At 71.7% G+C, this 26,946-nt stretch carries 21 protein-coding genes; 7 read left to right on the top strand and 14 right to left on the bottom strand.

Annotation, left to right across the window (positions count from 1 at the left end; genetic code table 11):
- Positions 1-136: 136 nt before the first annotated feature.
- Positions 137-2,050: a sigma-54-dependent Fis family transcriptional regulator gene (locus tag V5F61_RS14185; protein WP_393988773.1), complete on the bottom strand. Its 1,914-nt coding sequence runs from the start codon at positions 2,048-2,050 to the stop codon at positions 137-139.
- Between the two features lie 264 nt (positions 2,051-2,314).
- Between V5F61_RS14185 and adh the strand changes: the two genes are divergently transcribed.
- The 4 genes from adh (at position 2,315) to V5F61_RS14165 (ending at position 6,915) form a co-directional block, all read left to right on the top strand.
- Positions 2,315-3,835, top strand: coding sequence for an aldehyde dehydrogenase (adh, locus tag V5F61_RS14180; protein ID WP_393988774.1), 1,521 nt, complete (start codon positions 2,315-2,317; stop codon positions 3,833-3,835).
- A gap of 509 nt (positions 3,836-4,344) precedes the next feature.
- Positions 4,345-5,373 carry an alcohol dehydrogenase AdhP gene (adhP, locus tag V5F61_RS14175; protein WP_393988775.1) on the top strand — a complete coding sequence of 343 codons (1,029 nt, stop codon included), beginning with the start codon at positions 4,345-4,347 and terminating at the stop codon, positions 5,371-5,373.
- Positions 5,374-5,575: 202 nt separating this feature from the next.
- A complete protein-coding gene (locus tag V5F61_RS14170) occupies positions 5,576-6,535 on the top strand; it encodes a PDR/VanB family oxidoreductase (RefSeq protein WP_393988776.1) in 960 nt (319 codons plus the stop codon).
- Between the two features lie 188 nt (positions 6,536-6,723).
- Positions 6,724-6,915 carry a hypothetical protein gene (locus V5F61_RS14165; RefSeq protein ID WP_393988777.1) on the top strand — a complete coding sequence of 64 codons (192 nt, stop codon included), beginning with the start codon at positions 6,724-6,726 and terminating at the stop codon, positions 6,913-6,915.
- A gap of 133 nt (positions 6,916-7,048) precedes the next feature.
- On the opposite strand, the gene V5F61_RS14160 is transcribed toward V5F61_RS14165, so the two are convergent.
- The 12 genes from V5F61_RS14160 to V5F61_RS14105 all read right to left on the bottom strand — a co-directional run bounded on the left by V5F61_RS14160 (position 7,049) and on the right by V5F61_RS14105 (position 22,167).
- Entirely contained in the window at positions 7,049-7,573 is a 525-nt protein-coding gene (locus V5F61_RS14160) for an NADH-quinone oxidoreductase subunit B family protein (protein WP_393988778.1), read from the bottom strand.
- Between the two features lie 10 nt (positions 7,574-7,583).
- The gene (locus V5F61_RS14155) at positions 7,584-9,101 is read right to left on the bottom strand and encodes a hydrogenase large subunit (protein ID WP_393988779.1); all 1,518 of its coding nucleotides are present in this window, start codon (positions 9,099-9,101) and stop codon (positions 7,584-7,586) included.
- Between the two features lie 10 nt (positions 9,102-9,111).
- Positions 9,112-10,575, bottom strand: coding sequence for a hydrogenase 4 subunit F (locus tag V5F61_RS14150; protein ID WP_393988780.1), 1,464 nt, complete (start codon positions 10,573-10,575; stop codon positions 9,112-9,114).
- Positions 10,572-11,249 carry a hydrogenase-4 component E gene (locus V5F61_RS14145; protein ID WP_393988781.1) on the bottom strand — a complete coding sequence of 226 codons (678 nt, stop codon included), beginning with the start codon at positions 11,247-11,249 and terminating at the stop codon, positions 10,572-10,574. The genes V5F61_RS14150 and V5F61_RS14145 overlap by 4 nt, the downstream gene beginning before the upstream one ends.
- Before the next feature lie 3 nt (positions 11,250-11,252).
- Complete coding sequence (locus V5F61_RS14140; protein ID WP_393988782.1) at positions 11,253-12,206, bottom strand: respiratory chain complex I subunit 1 family protein; 954 nt, start codon at positions 12,204-12,206, stop codon at positions 11,253-11,255.
- Entirely contained in the window at positions 12,197-14,239 is a 2,043-nt protein-coding gene (gene hyfB / locus V5F61_RS14135; protein ID WP_393988783.1) for a hydrogenase 4 subunit B, read from the bottom strand. Before hyfB ends, V5F61_RS14140 begins: the two co-directional genes overlap by 10 nt.
- Before the next feature lie 3 nt (positions 14,240-14,242).
- Entirely contained in the window at positions 14,243-14,524 is a 282-nt protein-coding gene (locus V5F61_RS14130; RefSeq protein WP_393988784.1) for a transcriptional regulator, read from the bottom strand.
- A gap of 140 nt (positions 14,525-14,664) precedes the next feature.
- Complete coding sequence (gene aceB, locus V5F61_RS14125; RefSeq protein WP_393988785.1) at positions 14,665-16,278, bottom strand: malate synthase A; 1,614 nt, start codon at positions 16,276-16,278, stop codon at positions 14,665-14,667.
- A gap of 72 nt (positions 16,279-16,350) precedes the next feature.
- Positions 16,351-16,986 carry a thiamine phosphate synthase gene (thiE, locus tag V5F61_RS14120; protein WP_393988786.1) on the bottom strand — a complete coding sequence of 212 codons (636 nt, stop codon included), beginning with the start codon at positions 16,984-16,986 and terminating at the stop codon, positions 16,351-16,353.
- Between the two features lie 170 nt (positions 16,987-17,156).
- On the bottom strand, positions 17,157-18,464 hold the full coding sequence (gene glcF, locus V5F61_RS14115) for a glycolate oxidase subunit GlcF (protein ID WP_393988787.1): 1,308 nt from the start codon (positions 18,462-18,464) through the stop codon (positions 17,157-17,159).
- Positions 18,465-19,416: 952 nt separating this feature from the next.
- Complete coding sequence (gene glcE / locus V5F61_RS14110) at positions 19,417-20,637, bottom strand: glycolate oxidase subunit GlcE (protein ID WP_393988788.1); 1,221 nt, start codon at positions 20,635-20,637, stop codon at positions 19,417-19,419.
- Between the two features lie 3 nt (positions 20,638-20,640).
- Positions 20,641-22,167 carry an FAD-linked oxidase C-terminal domain-containing protein gene (locus tag V5F61_RS14105; protein WP_393988789.1) on the bottom strand — a complete coding sequence of 509 codons (1,527 nt, stop codon included), beginning with the start codon at positions 22,165-22,167 and terminating at the stop codon, positions 20,641-20,643.
- A gap of 127 nt (positions 22,168-22,294) precedes the next feature.
- On the opposite strand from V5F61_RS14105, the gene V5F61_RS14100 reads away from it, so the two are divergent.
- The 3 genes from V5F61_RS14100 to V5F61_RS14090 all read left to right on the top strand — a co-directional run bounded on the left by V5F61_RS14100 (position 22,295) and on the right by V5F61_RS14090 (position 24,332).
- Complete coding sequence (locus tag V5F61_RS14100) at positions 22,295-23,245, top strand: LysR family transcriptional regulator (RefSeq protein WP_393988790.1); 951 nt, start codon at positions 22,295-22,297, stop codon at positions 23,243-23,245.
- A 78-nt stretch (positions 23,246-23,323) separates the two neighbouring features.
- The gene (locus tag V5F61_RS14095; protein WP_393988791.1) at positions 23,324-24,037 is read left to right on the top strand and encodes an AzlC family ABC transporter permease; all 714 of its coding nucleotides are present in this window, start codon (positions 23,324-23,326) and stop codon (positions 24,035-24,037) included.
- Positions 24,027-24,332, top strand: a complete 306-nt coding sequence (locus V5F61_RS14090) for an AzlD family protein (RefSeq protein WP_393988792.1) — start codon at positions 24,027-24,029, stop codon at positions 24,330-24,332. Before V5F61_RS14095 ends, V5F61_RS14090 begins: the two co-directional genes overlap by 11 nt.
- Positions 24,333-24,632: 300 nt before the next feature.
- On the opposite strand, the gene V5F61_RS14085 is transcribed toward V5F61_RS14090, so the two are convergent.
- On the bottom strand, positions 24,633-26,946 hold a 2,314-nt coding region (locus V5F61_RS14085; protein WP_393988793.1), incomplete at its 5' end, for a DNA translocase FtsK.

The following is a 26,946-nucleotide window of genomic DNA, read 5'->3' as shown; positions in this document are numbered from 1 at the left end:
TCGCGCGCAAGGGCGCGATGGCTCAGCCGAAGGTAGCAGTGTCGGGACCTCCGGGGCGGGGATATCGGGCCGCGCGGGGGGCGCTGGCATCCCATAGGCTCGCCCCGTCGCGGCGTCCGGGCCCGCGGCGGGCCGCTCAGGAGGGCTTGCCGGCGCGGGTGTCTGCCGCGAGGTGGCGGTGCAGGGTGGAGCGGTGGATGCCGAGCCGCCGCGCCGCCATGGAAATATTGCCGCCGCAGGCGGCGAGCGTGGCCTGGATGGTGGCGCGGGTGACGGCCTCCAGCTCTTCACCGGTCGGCGGCTGCGGCGCCGTGGCGGAGGGGGCGGCCTGTTCCCGCACATCGGCGGGCAGCGCGTCCGTGTCCACCAGCCCGTCGGGCTCGGCCAGAGCATGCAGCACCTTCAGCGTGCCCACGAACTCGCGGAAATTGCCGGGCCAGGCGTGGCGCGCCAGGGCCGCCACGCAGTCCGCCGAAAGGGCGGGGCCGCCGGGCCCGTCCACAAGCTCGCTCCAGAAGCGGTGCACCAGCGCTTCACGGTCCTGGAGCTGGCGCAGGGGCGGCAGGGCCACCCGGTATTGCGCTATGCGGAAGTAGAGGTCGGCGCGGAAGCTGCCGCTTTCCACCTGCTGCTTCAGGTCGCGGTGGGTGGCGCAGACGAGGCGAAAGTCCACCGGCACCGGGCGGCCGCCGCCCAGGGGCGTCACTTGCCGCTCCTGCAGCACGCGCAGCAGGCGGGTCTGCAGCGAGAGCGGCATGTCGCCGATCTCGTCCAGGAACAGCACGCCTCCGTCCGCCTCGCGCAGCAGGCCCTTGAAGCCGGCGCGGCGGGCGCCTGTGAAGGCGCCTTCCTCGTAGCCGAACAGCTCGGATTCGATCAGCCCTTCCGGCAGTGCCGCACAATTCACCGCCGCGAACGGCCGTCCGGCGCGGCTGGAGGAAAGGTGCAGCTGCCGGCTGAACACCTCCTTGCCGGTGCCGGTCTCGCCCTGCACCAGTACGGGCACGCCCGCTTCCAGCAGGCGCACCGCACGCGCGAGCGCCTGGGCGGTGGCCGGATCGAAGGCGGGGGCTGGTCCGCTCTCTGCCGCCGGCGGAGCGGGAGCGGCGGGCGCGCCCTCACGGGCGGTGGCGGCGGTGGCCTGCCGCTCCAGGCGCAGGTGGAGCGTGTCGCCGGCGGTGCTGCGCACGCGGCGCTCCTCTCCGGCGCGCCCCAGCGGGCCTTCGAACAGGTCGCCATAGCGGCGGTTGCGCAGCGCGTCCCAGCCGAGCCCGAGCTGGGCGAGGCCGCTGCGGTTGGCGGCCACCAGCCGGTAGTCCTCGAAGACCAGGATGCCCTCGCGGCTGGTGCCGAGAAAGCTCGGGTCGGAATGGAAGCGCACCACGGCGTGGTCGGGGAAGGCGCCCTCGAACAGGCGATGCTCTACCTGCGTCACGGCGAGCTCCAGCAGCCCCATGGCGTGGAGCTGCGCCACCGTCGCGGGGCCGGAGAGGTCGATGAGGCCCACCACCTCGCCATAGGGATCGAGGACGGGCGCTGCTGTGCAGCTCAGGATGCCGTGGGCCTCGGCATAATGCTCGGCGCCGCGCACCTCCAGCGCCCGGCGCTCCACCAGGGCGGTGCCGATGGCGTTGGTGCCGAGCGCGGTCTCGCTCCAGCTCACGCCCGGCAGCAGCGCGACCTTGGCGGCGCGGTCGGCGAAATCGGCCGAGCCCACGGTGTCCAGCACGAGGCCGGAGGGATCGGTGAGGATGACGATGGAGCCGGTGGCGGCGGCGTCGGCGCGCAGGGCCTCCAGCTCGGGCCGGCAGCGGCGGCGCAGGGCCTCGGCGCGCTCGCGGTGCTGGCGCAGCTCCCCGGCGGTGAGGGGCTCGGCCCTGGGGCGCCCGCCGGCGGTGAGGCCCTGGGCGGCACAGCGGGTCCATGAGCGCAGGATGGGCGCCGCGACCCCGCGCGGCTCCGTCTCCCCCGCGAAGAAGCGCTGGCGGGCTTCCGCGAGGGCCTCATGCGAGAACAGGCGGGCGTCGCAGGACGGAATGGTCTGCAGCATCGGCACCTCGGGGCGGTTTCGTTCCCGTGCGCGGAGGTGTCGCAAGATGCGACACCTGTCGCGACTGCTTGTTCTTATGGGCGACAGTTTCGCACGAGGATTTGCATCGCGTCCAGCGCCACCGAAATGGAGCGTTTCAAGTCTATGCCAGGAGCGCGCTCGCACAATAACTTACCGCAGTGCAAGAACAAAAGTTCGGAAAGGTGCCGCCAACTGGCACGGCGGGTGCGATAGGATGCGCCGGCCCAGAAACGGGAGGAAACCATGAACAAGCCAGAATTCCTGAACAAGGACAAAACATCGCCCTTCAAGGCCCGCTACGGCAACTTTATCGGCGGCGCCTTCGTGGAGCCGGTGAACGGGCGGTATTTCGAGAACATCTCGCCCATCAACGGCAAGGTGATCTGCGAGGTGGCGCGCTCCGACGAGCACGATATCGAGAAGGCGCTGGACGCCGCCCACGCCGCCCGCGAGGCCTGGGGCCGCACGCCCGCCGCCGAGCGCGCGCTGGTCCTCACCCGCATCGCCGACCGCATGGAGGCCAACCTCGACCTGCTGGCGCTGGCCGAGACCTGGGACAACGGCAAGCCCATCCGCGAGACCACGGCTGCCGACATCCCGCTCGCCATCGACCACTTCCGCTACTTCGCGGCCTGCGTGCGCTCGCAGGAAGGCGCGCTCTCCGAGATCGACCACGACACCATCGCCTACCATTTCCACGAGCCGCTCGGCGTGGTCGGCCAGATCATTCCCTGGAACTTCCCCATCCTCATGGGCGCCTGGAAGCTGGCGCCCGCCATCGCCGCCGGCAACTGCGTGGTGCTGAAGCCGGCCGAGCAGACCCCGGCCTCCATGCTGCTGCTGGCGGAGCTGATCGCCGATCTCCTGCCGCCCGGCGTGCTCAACGTGGTGAACGGGTTCGGCCTGGAGGCCGGCAAGCCGCTCGCCTCCTCCAAGCGCATCGCCAAGATCGCCTTCACCGGCGAGACCGGCACCGGCCGCCTCATCATGGGCTATGCCAGCCAGAACCTCATTCCGGTGACGCTGGAATTGGGCGGCAAGTCGCCCAACATCTTCTTCTCGGACGTGGCGGCCGAGGATGACGACTTCTTCGACAAGGCCATCGAGGGCTTCGTGATGTTCGCCCTCAACCAGGGCGAGGTGTGCACCTGCCCCAGCCGCGCCCTGGTGCAGGAGAGCATCTACGACCGCTTCATGGAGAAGGCGCTGAAGCGGGTGGCCGACATCAAGCAGGGCTCGCCGCTCGATCCCTCCACCATGATCGGGGCCCAGGCCTCCAGCGAACAGCTCCACAAGATCCTCAGCTACATCGAGATCGGCAAGGCGGAGGGCGCCAAGGTGCTCGCCGGCGGCGAGCGCAACACGCTCGACGGAGATCTCGCGGAAGGCTTCTACGTGAAGCCCACTGTGTTCCTCGGCAACAATTCCATGCGCATCTTCCAGGAGGAGATCTTCGGCCCGGTGGTGTCGGTCACCACCTTCAAGGACGAGGCGGAAGCGCTCCATATCGCCAACGACACGCTGTTCGGCCTCGGCGCCGGCGTGTGGACGCGGGACGGCTCGCGGGCCTACCGCTTCGGCCGCGCCATCGAGGCGGGCCGCGTGTGGACCAATTGCTACCACGCCTACCCGGCCCACGCGGCTTTCGGCGGCTACAAGCAGTCCGGCATCGGGCGCGAGACCCACAAGATGATGCTCGACCACTACCAGCAGACCAAGAACCTCCTGGTCAGCTACAGCCCGAAGAAGCTCGGCTTCTTCTGATCGCGCCGCCCCCTCCCGCGGGAGGGGGCGGGCCCGGAATGTTGCCGGCGGCGGGGCGGGGATGCCCGGCATCCTCAACACTTCCGTCCCGCCGCCGGGGAACCTGAGGTGTGCGGCGGCGTTCCTGCGGCAGCGGACTCCATCCTGCCGCCGGCGGCGTCCCGCAAGACGTACGCTCAAACGCGCTCAAGGGAGGACTTGACGGCCATGACCGAGGCCGGAAGCCAGTTTCCCCCTGGTTTCCGGCGGCCGTCGCGCCCGGTGCGTGAAGCTGAAACGGCGCGCCTTCCTGCCCCGGGCGCGCCCTGCCGCGAGTGCCGGCCCCGCCTTCCCTCCCGCTTTTCCGCTTGGCGCCATCATCGCGGGTGCGCGCGGATGGTGCCCGGAGAGCGCGCGGCCGGCCGGCAGATGCGACCTTCCGTCGGCGCCCGATGCGGCGCACCGGAGGACCGGCGGCGCGGGCGTTCCGCCACGCACGCCGCCGTACACAGGGACCGAAAGGGAAAAGCATGACGAAGACCATGAAGGCCGCTGTCGTCCACGCGTTCGGAAAGCCCCTGTCCATCGAGGAGGTTCCCGTGCCGACGCCGGGGCCGGGGCAGATCCTGGTCAAGATCGCGGCCAGCGGGGTGTGCCACACCGACCTTCACGCCGCCGAGGGCGACTGGCCGGTGAAGCCAAAGCCGCCCTTCATTCCCGGCCACGAGGGCGTGGGCACGGTGGTGGGCGTCGGCGCGGGCGTGAGGCACGTGAAGGAGGGCGACCGGGTGGGCGTGCCGTGGCTCTACACCGCCTGCGGCCACTGCAAGCACTGCCTCGGCGGCTGGGAAACCCTGTGCGAGGAGCAGCAGAACACCGGCTATTCCGTCAACGGCGGCTTCGCCGAATATGTGGTGGCGGACCCGAACTTCGTCGGCCACCTGCCGAAGAACGTCTCCTTCACCGAGATCGCGCCCATCCTGTGCGCCGGCGTCACCGTCTACAAGGGCCTGAAGGTGACGGACACCAAGCCCGACGACTGGGTGGTGATCTCCGGCATCGGCGGCCTCGGCCATCTCGCCGTGCAATATGCCAAGGCCATGGGCCTCAACGTGATCGCGGTGGACATCGACGACACCAAGCTGGAGCTCGCCCGCTCGCTCGGCGCCGCGCTCACGGTCAATGCCCGCACCGCCGATCCGGTGGCGTTCGTGAAGAAGGAAGTGGGCGGGGCCCAGGGCGTGCTGGTCACGGCGGTCTCGCCCAAGGCGTTCGAGCAGGCGCTGGGCATGGTCGGGCGCGGCGGTACCGTCTCGCTCAACGGCCTGCCGCCGGGAGACTTCCCGCTCTCCATCTTCGACACGGTGCTGAACGGCATCACCGTGCGCGGCTCCATCGTCGGCACCCGGCTGGACCTGCAGGAGGCGCTGAACTTCGCCGACGAGGGCAAGGTGAAGGCCACCATCCACACCGACAGCCTGGACAACATCAACGACATCTTCGCGCGCATGCATAAGGGCGACATCCAGGGCCGCATCGTGCTCGACTTCGCACGCTGAGGCACCGGGGCGTCCCGCGCGGGGGCGCGCATCGCCGCGAGATGCCGGAGCGGTCCGCCCGCGGGCGGCCGCTCCGGCCCTTGCCCGGCGCTCGGGTGTTGCTCAATTCTTCAGCACCAGTGCGCAAGGGGCGAGATCCGCCCGAAAAGTGGCCTTTTCCTTGCTCGTCTCCATCCAGGCTTTGGTCCATGGAGAGTTTCGAATGTCAGACGAGGTTCTGCACCCGGTCGTCGTGGCCAGGAAGACCGTCGAGGCCGACAACATGGTCTCGCTGGAGCTGGTGGATCCCGCCGGCTCCGAATTGCCGGCCTTCTCGCCGGGATCGCACATCGACGTCACCCTGCCCGGCGGGATGGTGCGCCAGTATTCGCTGTTCAACAGCGCCGCCGAACGCAACCATTACCTCATCGGGGTGTGGAAGGACGCGAACAGCCGCGGCGGCTCGCTCGCGCTCTATAATGACGTGAAGGTGGGCGACACGCTCACCGTGAGCGCCCCGCGCAACCGCTTCCAGGTGCCGAAGGGCACCGCCCGCGCCGTGCTCATGGCGCGCGGCATCGGCGTCACGCCCATCCTGAGCATCGCCGACCACCTGAAATCCAAGGGCACGCCGTTCGAGCTGCATTATCTGTTCGCGGGCGGCTCGCCGGGCTCCTTCAAGGGCACCATCGAGGCCTCCAGCTTCGCTGGAGACACCACCTTCTACCTCGAAGGCGCGCAGCCGCCCTTCAACCCCGCCGCCATCCTGGCGGACCGCCCCGATGACACCGAGCTGTTCATCTGCGGCGTGGACTGGTGGATGGACCCCATCGCCAAGACCGCCCAGCAGAAGGGTTTCGGCGTCAACCGCATCCACATGGAGCGGTTCGGCGGCAAGGCGCCCGCGCCCCTGCTCGATAAGGTGTTCTCGGTGAAGATCGCCTCCACCGGCCAGACCTACGAGATCCCCGGCGACAAGTCGGTCTCGGCGGCGCTGGAGGAGAAGGGGGTGAAGGTGGACACCGCCTGCGAGCAGGGCGCCTGCGGCACCTGCAAGGTGAAGGTGCTGGAGGGCGAGGTGGACCATCGCGACAAGCGCCTCACCGCCGCCCAGCGCGAGGAAGGCTGGATGCTCACCTGCGTCTCGCGTGGCAAAGGCGACCTGCTGGTGTTGGACTTGTGACACCCACGACTGGAGGGGCGCCCGCCCGCACGGCGCGGGCGCTTCCTTCGATACCGTCCGGCGCGGCGAGGCCCTGGTGAATTTGCGCGCGCCGGCCGGAGAAATTTTGAGCACCGGCGCCAGGGCGTGCCGATGCCCCCGCCCATCTCGACCGGACGTCTCCACCCTGGCCCTGGGAGGGCGCGGACATGGTGAACGAGCAGGACCTGTGGCGCACCGCCTGGATCATCGCCGAACAGTACGGCGCCGAGGGCGCGGATTTCGCCGCCACCATGGCGCAGAGCTTCGAGATCGGCGGCAAGCAGGAGGAGCAGGAGGTGTGGCTCGCCATCAAGCACCGCGTGGAGGAGATCACCCGCGCCGCGCCCGGCCGGCAATAGCCGGCGGGCCGGGCTCCTCATGCCGGCTGCCGTTCGGCCGGCGCCGGCCCGCATGCCACGTTTCGTTCAAGCACCGCGCACACCGCGCGCACTGGGCCAAGGGCCCGCAAGCAGGCGCATGCGCCCCGTGGCGTCAGCGCCCGGAAGGGGCGTCGGCGCGCTCCATGAGGGCGAGGAGGCCCTTTAGCAGGGCGGCTGGGGTGGGCGGGCAGCCGGGAATGCGCAGGTCCACCGGCACCACCGCCTCCACCGCGCCCACCACCGCGTAGCTGCCGGCGAACACGCCACCGTTGATGGCGCAGTCCCCCGCCGCCACCACCCATCTGGGCGCCGGAGTGGCATCGAAGGTGCGGCGCAGCGCCTCCGCCATGTTCCGCGTCACCGGCCCGGTCACGAGCAGCACGTCCGCATGGCGCGGCGAGGCCACCAGCTTCAGGCCGAAGCGTTCCAGGTCGTAGAAGGGGTTGGAGAGGGCGTGGATCTCCAGCTCGCAGGCGTTGCAGGAGCCGGCGTCCACCTGGCGGATGGCGAGGGAGCGCCCGAGCCGGCGGGTCGCGGCGTCGCCCAGCGTGCGCGCGAGGGCGGCGATCTCGTCCGGGGCGGGGGCGGCCTCGGTCAGCGGGCCGGCGAGGAGGTTCTTCAGGAGCAGGTGGCGCATGGGGGTCCCCCTACAGGTCGCAGCCGGCGTAGGAGCAGTTGAAGGACTTGTTGCACAAGGGGAAGTCCGCCACGATGTTGCCCTCGATGGCGGCTTCCAGCAATGGCCACTGGAACCAGGAGGGGTCGCGCAGGTGGGCGCGCGCCACCCGCCCGTCGCCTTGGAGCCGGACGAAGGCGAAGATGTCGCCGCGGAAGCCCTCCACCAGCGCCACCCCCTCGCCGGGGCCGGCTTCCGCCGGCGCGCGGATCTCGCCCTGGGGCAGGGTGTCGAGAAGGCGCGTGACGAGGGAGAGGCTCTCCTCGATCTCCGCAATGCGCACCTTGATGCGGGCGTCCACGTCCCCCGCATCGCGGACGGGCACGGCGAAGGGCAGGCGATTGTAGGGCGGGTAGGGCAGGGCGCGGCGGGCGTCGAAGGCGCGCCCGCTGGCGCGGCCGACGAAGCCGCCGGCGCCGAACCGGCGGGCCAGCGCCGGCTTCACGATGCCGGTGCCCACCGTGCGGTCCTGGATGGAGGTGGTGTCCTCATAGAGCCGCGCCAGCTCCGGGAAGGCGGCGCGCGCGGTCTTCACCAGCGCCCGCACGGCGGCGGCGCCGTCCTCCGCCAGGTCGCAGGCGAAGCCGCCGGGCACCACCTTGTCCATCATCAGGCGGTGGCCGAAGGCGGCCTCGGCGGCGCGTAGCACCCGCTCGCGCAGCACGCTGCAATGGGCCAGCATGAGGGCGAAGGCGGCATCGTTGCAGATGGCGCCGACATCGCCGAAGTGGTTGGCGAGCCGCTCCAGCTCGGCGGCCAGCGCCCTGAGCCAGATGGCGCGGGCGGGCACCGCGATGCCGCGCGCCGCTTCCACCGCGCGGGCGAACGCCAGGGCGAAGGCCACCGTGCTGTCGCCCGAGGCGCGGCCGGCGAGGCGCGAGGCCTCCGTCACCGAGGCCCCCGCCATCAGCCCCTCGATGCCCCGGTGCACGTAGCCGAGCCGTTCCTCAAGGCGCACCACGGTTTCGCCGTGGCAGGTGAAGCGGAAGTGGCCGGGCTCGATGACGCCCGCGTGCACGGGGCCCACCGGGATCTGGTGCAGCGCCGCGCCCTCCGCGGGCAGGAAGGGATAGAGCGCGGGCGCGGCGGCGGGGCCGGGCGTGCCGAGGGGGGTGGTAAGCGCCCAGCGGCCGTGATCGAGCCAGGGCCGCGCATCGCTCGCGCCCTCGGGCACGAGGCCGTAGAGGTCGTGCGCCGCCCGCTCCAGGCGCTGGGCCGGCGGATGCAGGCGGCCGACGGAGGGAAAGCGCCCCTCTGGGCAGGGGCAGGTGGCGATGCCCGCCTCGCCGCTGGCCTCGTCCATCAGCGCCATGTGGACCGCGTCGCGCTCGCCCCAGAGCGAGACCAGGGTGAAGTGGCCGGGGCCGTTTTCCCGGGCGAGGTGCGCGGCGAGGGCCGACCACGCGCCGGCATCGAGGACGAAGCGGCTCCAGGGGCGGCACGCATGGGTCGGCGTGCCGGCGGAAAGGAGGGCGGAAAGGCTCTGCATGCCCGGGCTCCTATCCCAAAAGCTGCGCCACGTGGCGCAGCCATGCCACCAGCGGCCCCGGCAGATAGAGGCCGGCGGCGAGCACCAGCGCGAGATGGACCAGCATGGGCGCGCAGGAGGCCCGGACCGGCGCGCTGCCCGGCGAGGGCGCGCCGAAGGCGACACCGGAAAGCTTCAGCATCAACGCCCCGAAGGCGACCAGGAGTCCCGCCACCAGCGGCACCGCCAGCAGCATCGCCGGGAACGGGCGGGCGAAGGTGGAGGTGACGAGCAGGAACTCGCTCATGAACACCCCGCCCGGCGGCAGCCCGGCGATGGCGAGGACCCCCACCACCAGCGACCAGCCCAGCAGGGGATGGGAGGAGGTGAGCCCGCGGATCTCGGAGAGCTTCTGCGTGCCCTTCACCTGGCACACGTGCCCCACCGCGAAGAAGATGGCCGACTTGGTGAGGGAGTGCATCACCATGTGCAGAAGCCCCGCGAAATTCGCGAGTGGCCCGCCGATGCCGAACGCGAAGGCGATGATCCCCATGTGCTCGATGGAGGAATAGGCGAACAGGCGCTTGATGTCCCGTCGGCGGTAGAGCATCACGCCCGCCACAAGCAGCGAGGCGAGGCCCATGGCCATCAGCAGCGGCCCCGGCGCCAGCGCGCCGGGGTTCAGCGCCAGCAGCATCTTGAAGCGCAGCACCGCATAGAGCGCCACGTTGAGCATGAGGCCGGAGAGCACGGCGGAGATGGGGGTGGGCCCCTCCGCATGGGCATCGGGTAGCCAGGCGTTGAGGGGGAACAGGCCCACCTTGGTGCCGTAGCCCAGCAGCAGGAACACGAAGGCGAGGTTGAGCAGCGCCGGATCGAACGCCGCGACGCGGGTGACGAGCACGCTCCAGACCATGCCCTCCTGCCCCTCGCCCACCACCGGCTGGGCGGCCATGTAGACCAGGATGGTGCCGAACAGGGCGAGCGCGATGCCCACCGAGCCGAGCATGAAGTATTTCCACGCCGCCTCGATGGCCTCCGCCGTGCGGTAGAGGCCCACCATGAGCACGGTGGAGAGGGTCGCGCCCTCGATGGCCACCCACATGACGCCGAGATTGTTGGACAGGAGCGCCAGGCTCATGCCGAACGCCAACACCTGGTACATGGCGTGGTAGATGCGCAGGTTGGCCGCGGAGAGCCGGCCGGTCTCCACCTCGTGGGCGACATAGGTGGCGCTGAACACGGCGGTGGTGAGGGCCACGAAGGTGTTCAGCACCACGAACACGATGTTGAGGTCGTCCACCAGGATGAAGGGCCCGCTTTCCGGCCGGTGGAGGACGAGCCCGAGCGCCCCGAGGAACGACAGCGCGCAGGCGGCCGCGTTGATCCAGGCGCCGGAGCGCCATGAGGGCCACGCCGCCAGCAGCGCGGCGGCGAGCGCCGGCGTGCCGAGGATAAGCGCCACGGAGGGGGAAAGGCCGGCGGCGAGGCTCATGCGCGCCCTCCCCGGAAGCGGTCGAGGGCGTCCACGTCCACCGTGTCGAACCGCTCGCGGATGCGGAACAGGAACACGCCGATGACGATGAAGGCGATGAGCACCGAGAAGGCCACTGAGATCTCCACCACCAGCGGCATGCCCCGCGCCCCCGCGGCGGCGAGGATGAGCCCGTTCTCCAGCGACATGAAGCCGATGATCTGGCTCGCCGCGTTGCGGCGCGTCACCATCATCAAGAGGCCCAGCAGCACCACCGAGAGGGCAAAGGCGAGGTCTTCCCGCGCCAGCGGGTCGGAGGTGGCGGTGACCGGCAGCATCACCACCAGGGAGAGGGCGACGAGGCCGATGCCGGCCAGCATGGCGGGGCCGGTGGCGAGGGCCGTCTCCACCTGGCGGTGAATGCCGAGCCGCGCCACCATGCGGTGCAGGGCGAACGGGATCGCCATCCCCTTGAACAGGAGGGCGACGAGGGCCGTGACGTAGAGGTGCGGCGCGTGCTGGGCGTGGGCCTGCCACGCCACCGATGCGGCGAGCGCCATCGCCTGCAGGGCGAATACGTTGATGAGCGCCGGCAGCCGGCCCTGGTAGAGCATCATCAGGCTGATGAGCACCATGGCGCCGGCCAGCAGGTGGGCGATGTCGAAGACGAGATGGGGGGAGAGGGCGAGCGGCATGGGTCAGAGCCCCCGCGACACGAACAGGAGCAGCGTGCCGAGCAGCCCCAGCATGAGGGCGGCGCCGAGGAAATCCGGCACCCGGAACACGCGCATCTTGGCCAGCGACACCTCGAACACAGCCAGCAGCCCCGCCCCCGCCGCGAGCTTGCCGAGATAGGCGAGGATGCCGAGGGGCATGTGCGTGAGCCCCGCGCCCGCCGGGGCGAGGCCCCAGGGCACGAACACGCAGGCGATGAGCGAGATGTAGAGCAGGAGCTTGAGCTGCGCCGAAAGCTCGATGAGCGCGAGGTGGCGGCCGGAATATTCGAGCACCATCGCCTCGTGCACCATGGTCAGCTCCAGGTGGGTGGAGGGATTGTCCACGGGGATGCGGGCGTTCTCCGCCACCGCCACGATCATGAGGCCGATGAGGGCCAAAGCGAGCGACACGCGCAGGCCCACGCCCTCGAGCATCACCCCCGCCACCGTGGAGAGCTGGGTGGAGCCGGCCACCAGCGCGAGGCAGAACACCAGCATGATCATGGCCGGCTCGGCCAGGGAGGAGATCATCATCTCGCGGCTGGAGCCGAGGCCGCCGAAGGGCGTGCCCACGTCCATGCCCGCCAGCGCCAGGAAGAAGCGCGCGCTGCCCAGGAGCGCGGTGATGGCGATGAGGTCCGCCGACCAGGAGAACAGGAGCCCGGTGGCGAAGGTGGGCACCAGCGCCGCCGCCACCCAGGTCATGGCGAAGATGAGATAGGGCGCGGCGCGGAACAGCCAGGAGGCCCCTTCCGCCACCACCGCCTCCTTGCGGAACAGGCGCGCGAGGTCGCGGTAGGGCTGGAACACGCCCGGCCCCTGCTTGCGCTGAAGGCGCGCCTTCAGCTTGCGCACCACGCCGGTGACGAGGGGCGCGAGCGCGAGCACCACGCCCATCTGCGTGCCCTGGATGAGGAGATCGCCGATCAGGGCCATATGGCCAGCACCAGCAGCAGGAGGACGAGCGCCGCGAACACGATGCCCAGGTATTGGCGGATGGTGAGGTGCGGCAGCACGTCGGCGCGCTCGGAGAGGGCGGCCACCGCCCGCGCCAGCGGGGTGTAGAGGCGCCGCCAGGCGGGGTCGTCCTCGCTCAGGCGGATGCGGGCGGGGGCCATGTCGCCGGGCGGGGGCATGGTCACCTCCTCGCGGGCGCGCAGCAGGCCGGAGGCGAACACGCGGCGGATGGGCTGGGCGAAGCTCGACGCGGTGTACTGGCTGGCGGGATCGTCGCCGGGGAAGCCGCAGTCCCAGGCCGGCGCCCGCCGCAGCGCGCGGGAGGCGAGCCGGTGGATGAGGAGCGCCGCCAGCCCCGCCGAAAGCGCGATGAAGAGGAACACCAGCAGGCCGTTGTAGCTGGAGCGGCTCTCGCCCACCGGGATGATGGAGAGCCAGGCGACCTCGCCCTGGGCCGGCATGCGCGCGCCCATGAGCGGCGACACCACCTGCTGCAGCGCGTCGATGACCGGCCCCGGCAGGATGCCCGCGAGCACGCACAGGAGGGCGAGGCCGATCATGGCCGCGCGCGACCAGCTGTCGACTTCATGCGCTTCCGCCGCCGCCCCGGAGCGCGGCCGGCCGAGGAAGGCGATGCCGTAGAGCCGCACGAAGCAGGCGGCGGCGAGCGCGGCGGCCAGCGCCAGCAGCGCGCCCACCGCCGGCACCAGCAGCTTGAGGCCCCAGGGGCCGAGCGCCGGGCTCAGCAATATGGCCTGGAAGGTGAGCCACTCGGAGGCGAAGCCGTTCAGCGGCGGCAGCGCGGAGATGGCGGCCGCGCCCACCAGCATCACCGCCCCCGTCACCGGCATGCGGTGGATGAGGCCGCCAAGCTGTTCCAGGTCCCGCGCGCCGGTGGCGCCGAGCACCGCGCCGGCGCCGAAGAAGAGAAGGGACTTGAACAGCGCGTGGTTCAGCGCGTGGAACAGGCCGGCGGTGAGCGCGAGGGCGCCGGCCGCCTCCAGGCCGTTGCCCTTGAAGGCGAGGGCGAGGCCCAGCCCTACGAACACGATGCCGATGTTCTCGATGGTGGAGAAGGCGAGCACACGCTTCATGTCCGCCTGCAGCATGGCCTGCAGCACCCCCATGACGGCGGTGACGCCGCCCGCCGCCAGCACCGGCATGCCCCACCACCAGGCGGGCGGGCCGGCGAGATCGAACACGATGCGGATGAAGCCGTAGACCGCCACCTTGGTCATCACCCCGCTCATGAGGGCGGAGACGTGGCTGGGCGCGGCCGGGTGGGCGAGCGGCAGCCATACATGCAGCGGCACCAGCCCGGCCTTGGAGCCGGCCCCGAGAAGCGCCAGCCCCAGCACCAGCGCGCCGTGGGGCGCGCCCGCCATGTCGGCGAAGGCATAGGCCCCGGAGGCGCCGGCGAGCAAAGCGAAGGCCAGCATCAGCATCAAGGTGCCGAAGGTGGCCATGACGATATAGACGAAGCCGGCCTTCAGGTTCTCCGCCGACCGGTCGTGGGAGATCACCATGGCCCAGGAGGCGAGCGACATCAGCTCCCAGCCGAGCAGGAAGGTGTAGGCGTCGCCCGCCACCAGCACGAGGTTCATGGCGCCGAGGAAGGCGGGGAAGAAGGGCAGCACCCGCTCGGGGGCAGGCTCGTGCCGGCCGTAGCCGATGGCGTAGAGGCTCGCCGCCGCCCCGCCCAGGTTCACCACCGCGAGGAAGAAGGCGGAGAGCGCATCGAGCCGGAAATGGGCGCCGATCCACGGCAGGCCGAGGGGCAGTGTCAGCGTCGCTGGGGCCGCGAACAGGCCGATGACGCCGCAGAGGAATCCGGCGACGGCGATGATGCCGCTGGCGCCGTAGACGAGGGGCCGCCCCGCGGGCCGGCGCGCGGTGGTGAGCGCGAGCACGGCGGCGGCCACGAAGGCGAGGATGACGAGGAGCGCGCCCGAAAGGGCGCCGCCCGTGCCGGGGCCGATCGCCGCCGCGGCGGCTGTCGCGCCTGCGGCCACGGCTCAGCCCTCCGTGCCCGCCGCGGGCGCGCGCGGGGCGGGGGCCCGAAGCCGCACGCCGCGTCCGCCGGCCTCGCTCACCCCATTGTCGCCGATGAGCTCGATGCCGGCTGCCTCCAGGGCGGCCACCAGCTTCATGAGGGAATCCACATTGCCGCGGATCACCCCCTCGCGCGCCTCCATCCGCTGGATGGTGGGCACGGACAGGGTGGAAATGGCCGCGAGGCCCTTCTGGTCGAGGCCGAGCAGGGCACGGGCGGCACGGAGCTGGGCGGCTGTAATCACGGGCGCACGACGAGGCTGTGAATCAATCTATTGTCAAATCTACACCCTGCTTTATCAGGCTTCAACATCAAATTCTGATGTTTAAAACATCATTATTGGGGCTCCGCCGCCCGGGCCGTGGGCGCGGGCGGCGTGCAGCCTCAGGCGATGAGCCGGTAGGCGGGCAGGGTGAGGAACTCCTCGAAGGTGTCGGCCAGCGACATGCCGGCGAACAGGGCGATGGCCTCGGGGAAGCGGCCGGCGTCGTAGGCGGCGGCGCCCAGCACGTCGCGCAGCTTGGCCATCTCGTCGTCCAAGAGGGCCTTGAACAGGTCCGCCGTCACGGTGCGTCCATCGTCCAGCGTCGCCTTCAGGTGGATCCACTGCCACACCTGGGCGCGGCTGATCTCGGCGGTGGCGGCGTCCTCCATCAAATTGTAGAGCGGCACCGCCCCGCGCCCCCGCAGCCACGCCTCGATATATTGCACGCCGACGCGGATGTTCTCGCGCAGGCCCGCCTCGGTGCGGGTGCCCTGGTGCATTTCCAGGAGGTCGTCGCGGGTGACGCCCGAGGGGGCGCGCACGGCGTCGCGCTGGTTGGCCTTGGGCATCAGGCGGTCGAACACCTCCAGCGCCACCGGCACGAGATCGGGGTGCGCCACCCAGGTGCCGTCGCAGCCCAGGCCCGCCTCGCGCTCCTTGTCGGCCTTCACCTTGGCGAAGGCGGCGGCGTTGGCGGCGGCGTCGCCCTTCACCGGGATCTGCGCGGCCATGCCGCCCATGGCGAAGGCATTGCGGCGGTGGCAGGTTTCCACCAGCAGCAGGCAATAGGCCTTCAGGAAGGCCTCGCTCATCACCATGCGCCCGCGATCCGGGGTGAGGAAGCGCGCATTCTTGCCCAGCCGCTTGATGAAGGAGAAGATGTAGTCCCACCGGCCGAGGTTGAGGCCCGCCGCGTGGTCCTTCAGCTCGAACAGGATCTCGTCCATCTCGAACACGGCCGGCAGGGTCTCGATGAGCACGGTGGCCTTGATGGTGCCGTGGGCCAGACCGAGTTGCTGCTCGGCGAAGGTGAAGACCTCGTTCCACAGCCGGGCTTCCAGGTGGCTCTCGGTCTTCGGCAGGTAGAAATAGGGGCCGGAGCCCTGGGCCAGCGCGGCCTTGGCATTGTGGAAGGCGTAGAGCCCGAAGTCGAACAGGGAGCCGGACATCTCCTCCCCGTCCACCAGCACGTGGGCCTCCGGCAGGTGCCAGCCGCGCGGGCGGATGATGAGCACCGCCGGGTTCGGGCCGAGCCGGTAGCTCTTGCCGCTGGTGGCGTCGGTGAAGTCGATGGCGCCGGCCCAGCGGTCCTTCAGGTTGAGCTGGCCCTCGATCATGTTGGTCCAGGTGGGGGCGGAGGCGTCCTCGAAGTCCGCCATGAACACCCGGGCGCCGGAGTTCAGCGCGTTGACGATCATCTTGCGGTCCACCGGGCCGGTGATCTCCACGCGCCGGTCGAGGAGGTCGGCGGGCAGCGGGGCGATAGTCCAGTCGCCGGCGCGGACGGCGGCGGTCTCGGGCAGGAAGTCCGGCAGGGCGCCGGCATCGAACTCGACCTGCCGCGCGGCGCGGCGGGCGAGCAGCTCCGTGCGCGTGGCATTGAACCGGCGCTGCAGGGCGGCGACGAAATCGAGCGCCTCGGGCGTCAATATCTCGTCGAAGCGGGGGCCGGGGGCGCCGGTCACGGCGATGCCGGCGGGCGCGGACAGGTGCTGGGCGGCGGACAGAGTCATGGCGTGCGGCCTCCTTGAGCCACGCGGAGCGGGGGCGGAAAGAAACAGGGGGCGCGGCGGGCCGCGCGGCGTTCAGCGCGCGGCCGATACGGCGGCGCGCAGGCGTTTGGCGGCGGCCTCGGGATCCTCAGCCGCGCAGATGGCGGAGATGACGGCGACCCCGTCCGCCCCGGCGCGGATCACGTCCGGCGCGATGGCGGCGTCCACCCCGCCGATGCCCACCAGGGGCAGGCGCGTCAGTACCCGCACGGCGGCGATGCCGGCGGCGCCGATGGCGGCGCCCGCGTCGGCCTTGGTGCCGGTGGCCTTCACCGGGCCGACGCCGAGATAATCCACGCCGGAAAGGTCCGAGCCCGCATATTCGGCCGGGCTGCCCACGGAGAGGCCGAGGATGCGGCCGGGCCCCAGCAGCGCGCGCGCGTCGGCGGGGGCCATGTCGTCCTGGCCCAGGTGCACGCCGTCGGCCTCCGCCGCTACCGCCACGTCCACCCGGTCGTTGACGATGAGGGGGATGCCGAGTGGCGCCAGCAGCGCCTTCAGCGCGCGGGCCTGCTCCACCAGGGCGCGGCCGTGGGCGTGGGGATCGCGCAGCTGCACCAGGGTGGCGCCGCCCTTCACCGCCGCCGCCACCGTCGCCGCGAGCCCGCGCGCCGCGGTGAGGCGCGGGTCGGTGACGAGGTAGAGCGAGAGGTCGAAGGCGGGAGCCATCGCGATGAGCCCGGATTGCGCGGGACGGCGGAAGGCCGCCCGTTCCCTCTCTGGTAGCGCCGCGCGCGCGTGCTGTCCAACGGCGCGCGGGCAATGCACCTTCGCCAAGGTGGCAACAGTGGGATCAGGAATGACGCCGACTATTGCCGCCTGGCGGTCACCCGTGGGCCTCAGGCGCCGTCTCCCTCCCGGCCCAGCGCGGTGGGGCGGGGGCCGCCGGTGGCCCAGTCGAGCAGCTCCACGGTGTGGACCGTCGGCAGGGCCGTGCCGCTCGCGATCTGGGTGAGGCAGCCGATGTTGCCGGCGGCGATCACGTCCGCCCCCAGCGCCTCCAGGCTCGCCACCTTGCGGGCCTTGAGCGCGTCGGCGATCTCGCCCTGGAGCAGGTTGTAGGTGCCGGCGGAGCCGCAGCACAGGTGCGCATCGGCCGGCTCCGCCATCGTGAAGCCCGCCCGGCGCAGCAGGTCGAGGGGCGGGGCCTTCACCTTCTGCCCGTGCTGGAGCGAGCAGGCCGAATGATAGGCGACCCTCAACCCCCGCGCCGGGCCCGCCGGCAGATCGAGGGTGGCGAGGAATTCGGTGATGTCGCGGGCGTGGGCGGCGACCCGCGCGGCCTTCTCCCCATAGGCGGGATCGTGGCGCAGGAGGTGGCCGTAGTCCTTCAGCGTGGTGCCGCAGCCGGAGGCGGTGACGAGGATGGCGTCCAGCCCCTCGCCCTCCATCTCGCGGATGAAGGTGTCCACGTTGGCGCGGGCGAAGGCGTGGGCCTCCCCGGCACGGCCCAGGTGGTGCACCAGGGCGCCGCAGCAGCCCTGGCCGGGCAGGCGCGCCACCTCCACCCCCAGCCGGTTCAGCAGGCGGATGGCGGCGGCGTCGATCTCCGGCCGCAGCACCTCCTGGGCGCAGCCCTGGAACAGCGCCACCCGCGCCCGGCGCGGCCCCCGCGCCGGGTGGACGCCGGGCCCCGCCTGCGCCGGCGCGACGCTGCGGGGCGCGAGGCGCAGCATGGCGGCGAGGGGTTTCAGCGGCCCGCGCGCGAGGAGGCCCGCAAACGGCCGGCCCAGGGCCGCCGCCCTCAGCGCGAGGCGCAGGCGGCCGGGATACGGCAGCACGCGGGCGAGGAGGGCGCGCACCAGCCGCTCCGCCTTGGCGCGCGTGTAGGTGGCCTCGATATGGGCGCGGGCATGGTCCACGAGGTGCATGTAGTGCACGCCGGAAGGGCAGGTGGTCATGCACGAGAGGCAGGAGAGGCAGCGGTCGATGGGCTCCGCCTCCTCCCGTGTCGCGGGGCGTCCGGCCTCCAGCATGTCCTTGATGAGGTAGATGCGCCCGCGCGGGCTGTCGCGCTCGTCGCTCAGGAGCACGTAGGTGGGGCAGGTGGCGGTGCAGAAGCCGCAGTGCACGCAGGCCCGCAGGATCGCGTCCGCCTCCGCGATGGCGGGATCGGCGAGCTGGGCGGGGGAGAAATGGGTCTGCATCAGCGGCCTCCCGGCGGCTGGGGGAGCGGATGGGGCCCACGCCGATCGGCGGCGCACGCAGGCCGCGCCGGCATGGCGCGCGCGGCAGTGCCGGGCGAAGGAGCGGGCTTCGCCCGGCTGAGGGTCGCCGGGCCAGGAACGGTCGCGCCAGAAACGGTGGCGCCAGGAGCCGTTGCACCGAGGGCAATCGCGCCGTGGATCGCGGCTCCGCAGGTCCTCGCGCGAAGACTTTTTGGGCCACGGGCCGTCGGCCCGGCGGCTGTCACGCCAGGAATTGCCGCGCCGTGGACCATTGCCCTGCGGGCCCTCGCGTGGAGGCTCTCGCGGCCACCGGCCGCCGGCGTGGGCACCGTCATGCCATGAGTTATGGCGTAGGGCGTCTCCGCGCCGAGGACGGTCGCCCTGTGGGGCCTTACGCGGAGGTTCTCGGGGCCACGGGCGGCTGGCTTGGGCGCCGTCGCGCAGGGACTTGCCGCGCGGAGCGCCTCCGCGTTGAGGGCCATCGCCCTGTGGGGCCTCGCGCGAAGGCTCTCAAGGCCAGGGGCGGCTGGCCTGGGCCCTTCCACGCCAGGAGTTGTCGCGTAGGGCGCCTCGGTACCGAGGACCGTCGCCCTGCGGGGCCCTGCGTGGAGGCTCTCAGGGCGACGGGCCGTTGGCCCGGGCACTGCAATGCCATGAGCTGTCGCGCGGGGCGCTTCCGCGCCAAGGACCGCCGTCCTGCGGGTTCTCGCGCGAAGGCTCTCGGGGCCATGGGCGGCCGGCTTGGGCACTGCCATGCCATGAGCTGTCGCGTCGGGCGTCTCCGTACCGCAGGCCATCGCCCTGCGGGCCCTCGCGTGCACGCTGTCCAGGGCGCGGGCCGCCGGCCCGGCGGCTGTTACGCCAGGACTTGTCGCACCAAGGGCCTCCGCACCGAGGGAGCGTCGTGCCGGAGGGGTGCTGTGCGGCGCCATCACCAGTCCTCGTGCATGCGGTGGGGGTTGAGCACCCCGGCCGGATCGAAGCTGGCCTTCACCCGCGCCGCGAGCGCGGCCAGGGCGCCCTCCGGGGGCTGGAACACGGCCGCGCGCGCCCGCTCGGCGGCGGTGGCGCGCAGCAGGGTGGCGTGGCCGCCGTGGGGCGCCAGGGCGGCGCGCACCTGCGCCGCCGCGCTGTCCGGGCCGGGAAGCTCCAGCCACACGAGGCCGCCGGCCCAGTCGCAGAAGGCTACGCCGCCCAGCGCGTCCGTGAGCCGCGCCGCGAGCGGCGGCCCGGCCATGGGAGCGGTGGAGATGCGCCACAGCGGCCGCGCGCCGCCGCCCGCGAAGGGGAGGGCGTCGCGCACGGCGCGCCACAAAACGGCGGAGGGCCCGCTGTCCAGCATCTCGGCAGGGCCGAAGGGGGCGAGGGCGCGCGCCAGCGTGTCCCGCCGGGCGCGCACCGAGGGCTCCACCCCTTCCAGCCGCAGCGCCACCGCGCCGTTTCCCTGAAGGCCCGGCAGCCGCGCCGCGATGGGCGCCGGCAGGTGGGCCGCGCCCGAGACCTCGCACGGCGCGCCCATGGTGGCGCTCATGGCCTGCGCCGCGCGGGCGGGCGCAAGGCCGGCCACCAGCAGGGTGCATTCCGTCTCCGGCCGGGGCAGCACCTTCAGGGTGATCTCGGTGGCGATGCCGAGGGTGCCGAAGGCACCGGCCATGAGGCGCGGCAGGTCATAGCCGGTGACGTTCTTCACCACCCGCCCGCCGGCCTTGAACACCTCGCCCCGCCCGGACACCGCCCGCACCCCCAGCGCATGGTCGCGCAGGGCGCCTGCGGAAAGGCGGCGCGGCCCGGAGAAATTCACCGCGAACGCGCCGCCGAGCGTGCCCGCCCGCTCCGGCCCGCCCAGCACCGGGCCGGGGTCCATGGGCTCGAAGGCCAGCATCTGCCCGCGCGCGGCCAGCATGTCCTCGATGTCGGCGAGCGGCGTGCCGCAGCGGGCGGAGAGCACCAGCTCCTCCGGCTCGTAGAGGGTGACGCCGGTGAGGGCCGAGAGGTCGAGCGCCGCGTCCGCCGCCACCGGGCGGCCGAGGGCGTGCTTGGAGCCGGCGCCGGTGACGGCCAGGGTGCGGCCGCCGGCCGCCGCGGCGGCCACCATCTGCGCCACCTCCTGCTCGTCGCGGGGGCGCAGGCCTTGTGTCGGGGCGTCCGCCATGGCTCAGAACCGCGGCAGGTCGGGGAAGGGCAGGACGCCGCCGCTCACATGCATCGCGCCCAGCTCGGCGCAGCGGTGGAGGGTGGGGAACACCTTGCCGGGATTGAGCAGGCCCTCGGCGTCGAACGCGCACTTGAGGCGCTGCTGCTGGGCGAGGTCGACGGCGTTGAACATCACCGGCATCAGGTCGCGCTTCTCGATGCCCACGCCGTGCTCGCCGGTGAGCACGCCGCCCACCTCCACGCACAGGCGCAGGATGTCGGCGCCGAACGCCTCCGCCGCTTCCGGCTCGCCGGGGGCGTTGGCGTCGTAGAGGATGAGTGGGTGCAGGTTGCCGTCCCCGGCGTGGAATACGTTGGCGACGCGCAGCCCGTGGCGGCGCGACAGCTCGCGCATGCGCGCTAGCACGAACGGGAGCTGGCGGCGGGGAATGGTGCCGTCCATGCACAGATAGTCGGGCGAGATGCGCCCGACCGCGGGGAATGCCGCCTTGCGCCCGGCCCAGAAGCCGAGCCGCTCCTCCTCGCTCCGCGAGACGCGCAGGGTGGTGGCGCCGCAGTCGCGCGCCAGCGCCTCCACCGCGCCCAGCAGGTGCGCGCACTCGGCCTCCGGCCCATCCAGCTCGACGATGAGCAGCGCTTCCACGTCCAGCGGATAGCCCACCTGCACGAAGGCCTCGGCGGCGGCGATGGCGTCCTTGTCCATCATCTCGATGCCGGCGGGGATGATGCCGGCGGCGATGATGCGGGCCACGCACTCCCCCGCGCTCTCGGAGGAGGGAAAGCCCACCAGCACGGCGCGGGCGGTCTCGGGCCGGGGCAGCAGCCGCACCGTGACCTCGGTGACCACCCCCAGCAGACCCTCCGAGCCCACCACCACCGCGAGCAGGTCGAGCCCGCCGGCGTCGAGGTGGCGGCCGCCGAGGCGCACGATCTCGCCGGTCATCAGCACCAGCTCGGCGCCGAGCACGTTGTGGGTGGTGAGGCCGTACTTCAGGCAATGCACGCCGCCGGAATTCTCCGCCACGTTGCCGCCGATGGTGCAGGCGATCTGCGAGGAGGGGTCGGGCGCGTAATAGAAGCCCAGGTGCTCCACCGCCTTGGTGATGCCGAGGTTGGTCACCCCCGGCTCCACCACCGCGCAGCGATTGGGGATGTCGATCTCGCGGATGCGTGTGAACCGCGCCATGCCCAGCAGCACGGCATCCTCGAGCGGCAGCGCGCCGCCGGAGAGCGAGGTGCCGGCCCCGCGTGGCACCACGCGGATGCGGTGCTCGTGGCAATAAGCCAGCACCGCCGCCACCTCCTGCGTGGTGGCGGGCAGCACCACCACGAGGGGAAGCTGCCGGTGGGCGGTGAGGGCATCGGATTCGTAGGGGCGCATGGCCCGCTCATGGTCGATCACCGCCCCATCCCCCACCAGCCGGCGCAGGTCGGCGGCGATGTCCGCGCGGCGGGCGAGCACCCGCGCGTCCGGCTCGGGCATGGCGAGGCGTGAGGATTGGCGTGAGGATTGGGCCGCGGCACCCATGAGGCGTTTCCCCGTTTGGTCTTGTTTGGACGAATTATAATGGGTTCGGCGGGAAAAGCGGTCGCCGATTGTTGCCGCCGTGGATAAAGTCTTCCGAGAAGCGGCAATAATCTGCGCCGGAGGCGGGATGATCGACAATCTGGCGGACCTGGAGATCTTCGCCCGCATCGTCACCGCCGGCAGCCTTTCGGCGGCGGGGCGGGAGCTGGGCCTGACTCCGCCGGTGGTGTCGAAGCGGGTGCAGCGGCTGGAGGAGCGGCTCGGCGCGCGGCTGTTCCAGCGCACCACGCGCAAGGTGACCCTGACCGAGGCGGGCGAGGGCTTCTACGAGCGGGTGGTGGGCATCCTGGCGGCGGTGGAGGAGGCGGAGAACCAGCTCGCCCACGGCACCGCCGAGGCGCGCGGGTTGCTCAGGGTCTCGGCGCCCACCTCCTTCGGGCGCATGCACATCGCGCCCCACATCGGCCCGCTGCTGGCCGCCAATCCGGGCCTCGCCATCGACATCGAGCTGACCGACGCCTTCGTGGACATCGTGGGGGAGGGGTTCGACCTCGCCATCCGTATCGCGGACCTGGACGATTCCAGCCTGGTGGCGCGGCGCCTCGCGCCCGTGCACAGGGTGCTGTGCGCCACGCCGCAATACCTTGCCCGCGCCGGCACGCCGTCCACCATCGCGGATCTTTCCGCCCATGTGCTGCTCGCCACCCACAGCCAGGACCCCTGGCGCCTGGAGGGGCCGCAGGGGCCGGTGACGCTGCGCATATCCGCCCCCCTGCGCACCAATTCCAACGAGGTGGTGCGCGCCGCCGTGCTCGCCTCGGTGGGCATCGCCCTGCGCTCCACCTGGGACGTGGGGCCGGAGCTGCGCTCCGGCGCGCTCCAGGTGGTGCTGCCGCAATGGCGGGCCTCCCACCGGGTGGGGGTGTTCGCGGTCTATCCCTCGCGCCGCTTCCTGCCCCGCAAGGTGCGTCTCCTCATCGACCACCTCGCCGCCCTCTACGGCCCGGTACCCTCCTGGGACGAGGGGCTGGAGGATCTGTTCGGCACCGCAGCAACGAAAGCCGGCGCCGGCGAGTGAAATCGGGTTGGCCGGGGCGGGGTACCGGGCCTAAGGAGGAGACTTCCTTTCGATTCCATTGCGCGCCCCGCCCCCCGCATGCTCCGCTCCGATCATCCCCCCACCACGCTCACCCTCGCGGGCTTTATCGAGGGCGCGCGCACCATCTTTCCCCTCATGCCGGGCCTCGTGGTGTTCGCCATGGCGTTCGGCGCGGCAGCGGCCCAGAAGGGGCTCAGCCTCACGGAGGCGGGGCTGTTCAGCGGCCTCGTCTTCGCCGGCCTCGCGCAGATGGTGGCGCTGGAAGGCTGGTCCACCCACTGGACCGCCGCTTCCCTGCTCGCGCTCGGCTTCCTCACCATGACCGTGAACATGCGCCATGTGCTGATGGCGGCGGCGCTGCGGCCCTGGTTCGCGCCGCTGCCGGCGTGGCAGTCCTATTCCTCCCTGGTGCTGCTGGCCGACAACAACTGGGCGCTCGCCATGCGCTATTACGGCCAGGGCGGGCGGGATGCCGGCTACTTCCTCGGCGCCGGGGCCGTCACCTGGCTGCTGTGGGTGGCGGGCACGCTGGCCGGGCACGTGGTGGGCGGCGGCATCCCCGATCCCAAGGCGGTGGGGGTGGACCTGGTGGTGCCGGCCTTCTTCATCGCCATGCTGCTGCCCAACTGGCGCGGCCGGCGCGAGGCGGTGGGCTGGGGCGTGGCGGCGCTGGTGGCCGTCGGTGTCTCGTTCCTGCTGCCGGGCTGGTGGTTCATCGTCATCGGCGCGCTCGCCGGGGCCTTCGCCGGAGGCTTCACCGATGAGCGTTGACGCCGGCACCCTCGCCGCCATCTGCATCATGGCGCTCGCCACCGTGTTCAACCGCACCGCTGGCTTCTTCCTGATGCGCCTCATCCCGGTGACGCCGCGGGTGCGCAAGATCCTGGACTGCCTGCCGGGCTCAGTGCTGGTGGCGCTGCTGGCGCCCGGCGCCGTGCACGGCGACAAGGGCATGATCGCCGGCCTCGTAGCGGCGCTGGTGACGGCCAAGCTGGTGCGCAACGACATCATGCCGGTGGCGGCGGCCATGGCGGCGGCCGCCGCCGTCCGCGCCTTCCTGCCTTGAGGCCCAGCCCCGCGGGGCGCTACGGGCCGGCCCTCAAGCCAAAGGCCCCTGGGCCTGCTCACGGACCTTCGGCCAAGCCCGGCGGTGTTTGAGCAATGCCCGCCCGGCGCCGGTCGAAGGCTGGTGCTGATGGTCCGAACCCGTGCCGCGTCCGAGCGAAACCGGGCCGGCCCCGGTCTGGAATGATTTCCGCTCGCATCGGCGCGCAGAAATCATTCCAGGTTATTGAGCTTACTCATTTTTCAAGCGAACCGGGACCGCTTCGCTTGAAAATGCCCCAGGGGACCGGGGGCGATGGCATCAGTGGTCGTCGTCGCGGTCGCGGCCGAAGGAGAGGATCTCGCGCTTGCCGGCATGGTTGGCCGGCCCCACGATGCCCTCGTTCTCCATCCGCTCCATGAGGCTGGCGGCCTTGTTGTAGCCCACCTGCAGGCGGCGCTGGATGTAGGAGGTGGAGGCCTTGCGGTCGCGCAGCACGATGGCCACCGCCTGGTCGTAGAGATCGCCGCCGCTCTCGCCCATCTCGCTCTTGTCGAACACGGCGTCGTCATTGCCGGAGGGGCCGTCGGCCTCCTCGTCCTGCACCACGTCCTCCAGATACTCGGGCCCGCCCTGCGCCTTCAGGAAGGCCACCACGTGCTCCACCTCCTGGTCGGAGACGAAGGGGCCGTGGACGCGGGTGATGCGCCCGCCGCCGGCCATGAACAGCATGTCGCCCTGGCCCAGCAGTGTCTCCGCGCCCATCTCGCCGAGGATGGTGCGGCTGTCGATCTTGCTCGTCACCTGGAACGAGATGCGGGTGGGGAAATTGGCCTTGATGGTGCCGGTGATGACATCCACCGAGGGGCGCTGGGTGGCCATCACCAGATGGATGCCGGCGGCGCGGGCCATCTGGGCGAGCCGCTGGATGGCGCCCTCGATCTCCTTGCCGGCCACCATCATCAGGTCCGCCATCTCGTCCACGATGATGACGATGTAGGGCAGCGGGGAGAGGTCCATCTGCTGCTCTTCGTAGAGCGCCTCGCCGCTTTCCTTGTCGAAGCCCACCTGGACCTGGCGGGTGATGACCTCGCCCTTGTCGCGGGCCTCCGACATGCGGGCGTTGTAGCCGTCGATGTTGCGCACCGCGAGGCGCGCCATCTTGCGGTAGCGGTCCTCCATCTCCTTCACCGCCCACTTGAGGGCGATGATGGCCTTCTTGGGGTCCGTCACCACGGGGGTCAGAAGGTGCGGGATGCCCTCGTAGACGGAGAGTTCCAGCATTTTGGGGTCGATCATGATGAGCCGGCAGGCCTCCGGCGTGTGCCGGTAGAGCAGGCTCAGGATCATGGTGTTGATGGCCACCGACTTGCCCGAGCCGGTGGTGCCGGCCACCAGAAGATGGGGCATGCGGGCGAGATCGGTGATGACCGGCGCACCGCCGATGGTCTTGCCCAGGCAGATGCCGAGCTTGGTGCGCGCCTCCTCGAACTCGTGGGAAGCGAGCAGTTCGCGCAGCCACACCGTGTCGCGCCGCCGGTTGGGCAGCTCGATGCCGATCACGTTGCGCCCTTCCACCACCGCCACGCGGGCCGAGACCGCGCTCATGGAGCGGGCAATGTCGGCGGCGAGCGCGATCACGCGGGAGGACTTCACGCCCGGCGCCGGTTCGAACTCATAGAGGGTGACCACGGGGCCGGGATTGGCGTCGATCACCTCGCCGCGGATGCCGAAGTCGCGCAGGATCTGCTGCAGCATGGCCGAGCTCTGGTCGAGAAACTCCTCGGAAAGCTCATAGTCCGGCTCCACCTGCGGCGGCTCGCGCAGCAGGTCGTGGGCGGGCAGGTGATAGGCGAAGGGGTCGTGGCCCGGCTCCAGCGCCTCCACCACGGCGGGAAGGTTCACGGTCTCCGCAGCAAGGGCGGGCAGGGACGGGGCGGGCGCCTCGGGCGCCATCTCCGCGACGTCCGCCGTCTCCACCGCCGCCGCGGCCTGCGGCTCGGGCGCGGCGGCGCGGGGCTCGCCGCCGATGTTCAGGCGATAGGGCTGCCAGGCGAAATGGGCGCTGATCTGGCTTGCCGCTCGCGCCGCCGCTTCCGCCTCGGGGGCGGGCTCGGCGGGCGGAACGGGCGCGAGGTCCTGGCCGTCCACCTCCGGCAGGGCCAGCCGCCCCACCACGATCATGCTTGTGAGCGCGCGCAAGTGCGCCGGGGCCGGCTCTTCCTCCACGGGCTCGGCGAGGGCTCCCGCGAGCGGCATGCCGCCGTCGAGCAGGGCGGTCGCACCCTCCAGGGCCGCTGCCGCGAGCTGGGCCAGGGCGCCGTCCAGCACGGGCGCGTCGAGGGCCTCGCCGGAGAGCGCGGCCGTCGCGGTATCGGCGGTGAGGCCGGCGGCCGTCGCGCAGGCATCGTCCGCCGCGGTCTCCGTGGGCATCTCCAAGATGGCGTCCTCAGTCGCGATGGCGGAGCAGCCGGCTCCGGTGGCCGGCTCAATGGCTTCGGCCTCCGCCGTCGGGGCCTCCGCCGCCTCGGCTTCGGCCGTGAGGCCGGTGGTCATGGGCTCGGTCACGGGTGCACCGCCCTCGACGGGCACCTGGGCGAAAGAAGCCTCGGCGATGACGTCAGCCGCCGCGAAT

Source organism: Xanthobacter sediminis, from assembly GCF_043195015.1.
GTDB lineage: Bacteria > Pseudomonadota > Alphaproteobacteria > Rhizobiales > Xanthobacteraceae > Xanthobacter.
This window is presented reverse-complemented; position numbering and strand designations above follow the sequence as displayed.

What these genes read in the sequence shown, in the direction of transcription:
- V5F61_RS14185 (WP_393988773.1), bottom strand. Translation starts at nt 2,050, where the DNA reads ATGCTGCAGACCATTCCGTCCTGCGACGCCCGCCTGTTCTCGCATGAG.
- adh (WP_393988774.1), top strand. Translation starts at nt 2,315, where the DNA reads ATGAACAAGCCAGAATTCCTGAACAAGGACAAAACATCGCCCTTCAAG.
- adhP (WP_393988775.1), top strand. Translation starts at nt 4,345, where the DNA reads ATGACGAAGACCATGAAGGCCGCTGTCGTCCACGCGTTCGGAAAGCCC.
- V5F61_RS14170 (WP_393988776.1), top strand. Translation starts at nt 5,576, where the DNA reads ATGTCAGACGAGGTTCTGCACCCGGTCGTCGTGGCCAGGAAGACCGTC.
- V5F61_RS14165 (WP_393988777.1), top strand. Translation starts at nt 6,724, where the DNA reads ATGGTGAACGAGCAGGACCTGTGGCGCACCGCCTGGATCATCGCCGAA.
- V5F61_RS14160 (WP_393988778.1), bottom strand. Translation starts at nt 7,573, where the DNA reads ATGCGCCACCTGCTCCTGAAGAACCTCCTCGCCGGCCCGCTGACCGAG.
- V5F61_RS14155 (WP_393988779.1), bottom strand. Translation starts at nt 9,101, where the DNA reads ATGCAGAGCCTTTCCGCCCTCCTTTCCGCCGGCACGCCGACCCATGCG.
- V5F61_RS14150 (WP_393988780.1), bottom strand. Translation starts at nt 10,575, where the DNA reads ATGAGCCTCGCCGCCGGCCTTTCCCCCTCCGTGGCGCTTATCCTCGGC.
- V5F61_RS14145 (WP_393988781.1), bottom strand. Translation starts at nt 11,249, where the DNA reads ATGCCGCTCGCCCTCTCCCCCCATCTCGTCTTCGACATCGCCCACCTG.
- V5F61_RS14140 (WP_393988782.1), bottom strand. Translation starts at nt 12,206, where the DNA reads ATGGCCCTGATCGGCGATCTCCTCATCCAGGGCACGCAGATGGGCGTG.
- aceB (WP_393988785.1), bottom strand. Translation starts at nt 16,278, where the DNA reads ATGACTCTGTCCGCCGCCCAGCACCTGTCCGCGCCCGCCGGCATCGCC.
- thiE (WP_393988786.1), bottom strand. Translation starts at nt 16,986, where the DNA reads ATGGCTCCCGCCTTCGACCTCTCGCTCTACCTCGTCACCGACCCGCGC.
- glcF (WP_393988787.1), bottom strand. Translation starts at nt 18,464, where the DNA reads ATGCAGACCCATTTCTCCCCCGCCCAGCTCGCCGATCCCGCCATCGCG.
- glcE (WP_393988788.1), bottom strand. Translation starts at nt 20,637, where the DNA reads ATGGCGGACGCCCCGACACAAGGCCTGCGCCCCCGCGACGAGCAGGAG.
- V5F61_RS14105 (WP_393988789.1), bottom strand. Translation starts at nt 22,167, where the DNA reads ATGGGTGCCGCGGCCCAATCCTCACGCCAATCCTCACGCCTCGCCATG.
- V5F61_RS14100 (WP_393988790.1), top strand. Translation starts at nt 22,295, where the DNA reads ATGATCGACAATCTGGCGGACCTGGAGATCTTCGCCCGCATCGTCACC.
- V5F61_RS14095 (WP_393988791.1), top strand. Translation starts at nt 23,324, where the DNA reads ATGCTCCGCTCCGATCATCCCCCCACCACGCTCACCCTCGCGGGCTTT.
- V5F61_RS14090 (WP_393988792.1), top strand. Translation starts at nt 24,027, where the DNA reads ATGAGCGTTGACGCCGGCACCCTCGCCGCCATCTGCATCATGGCGCTC.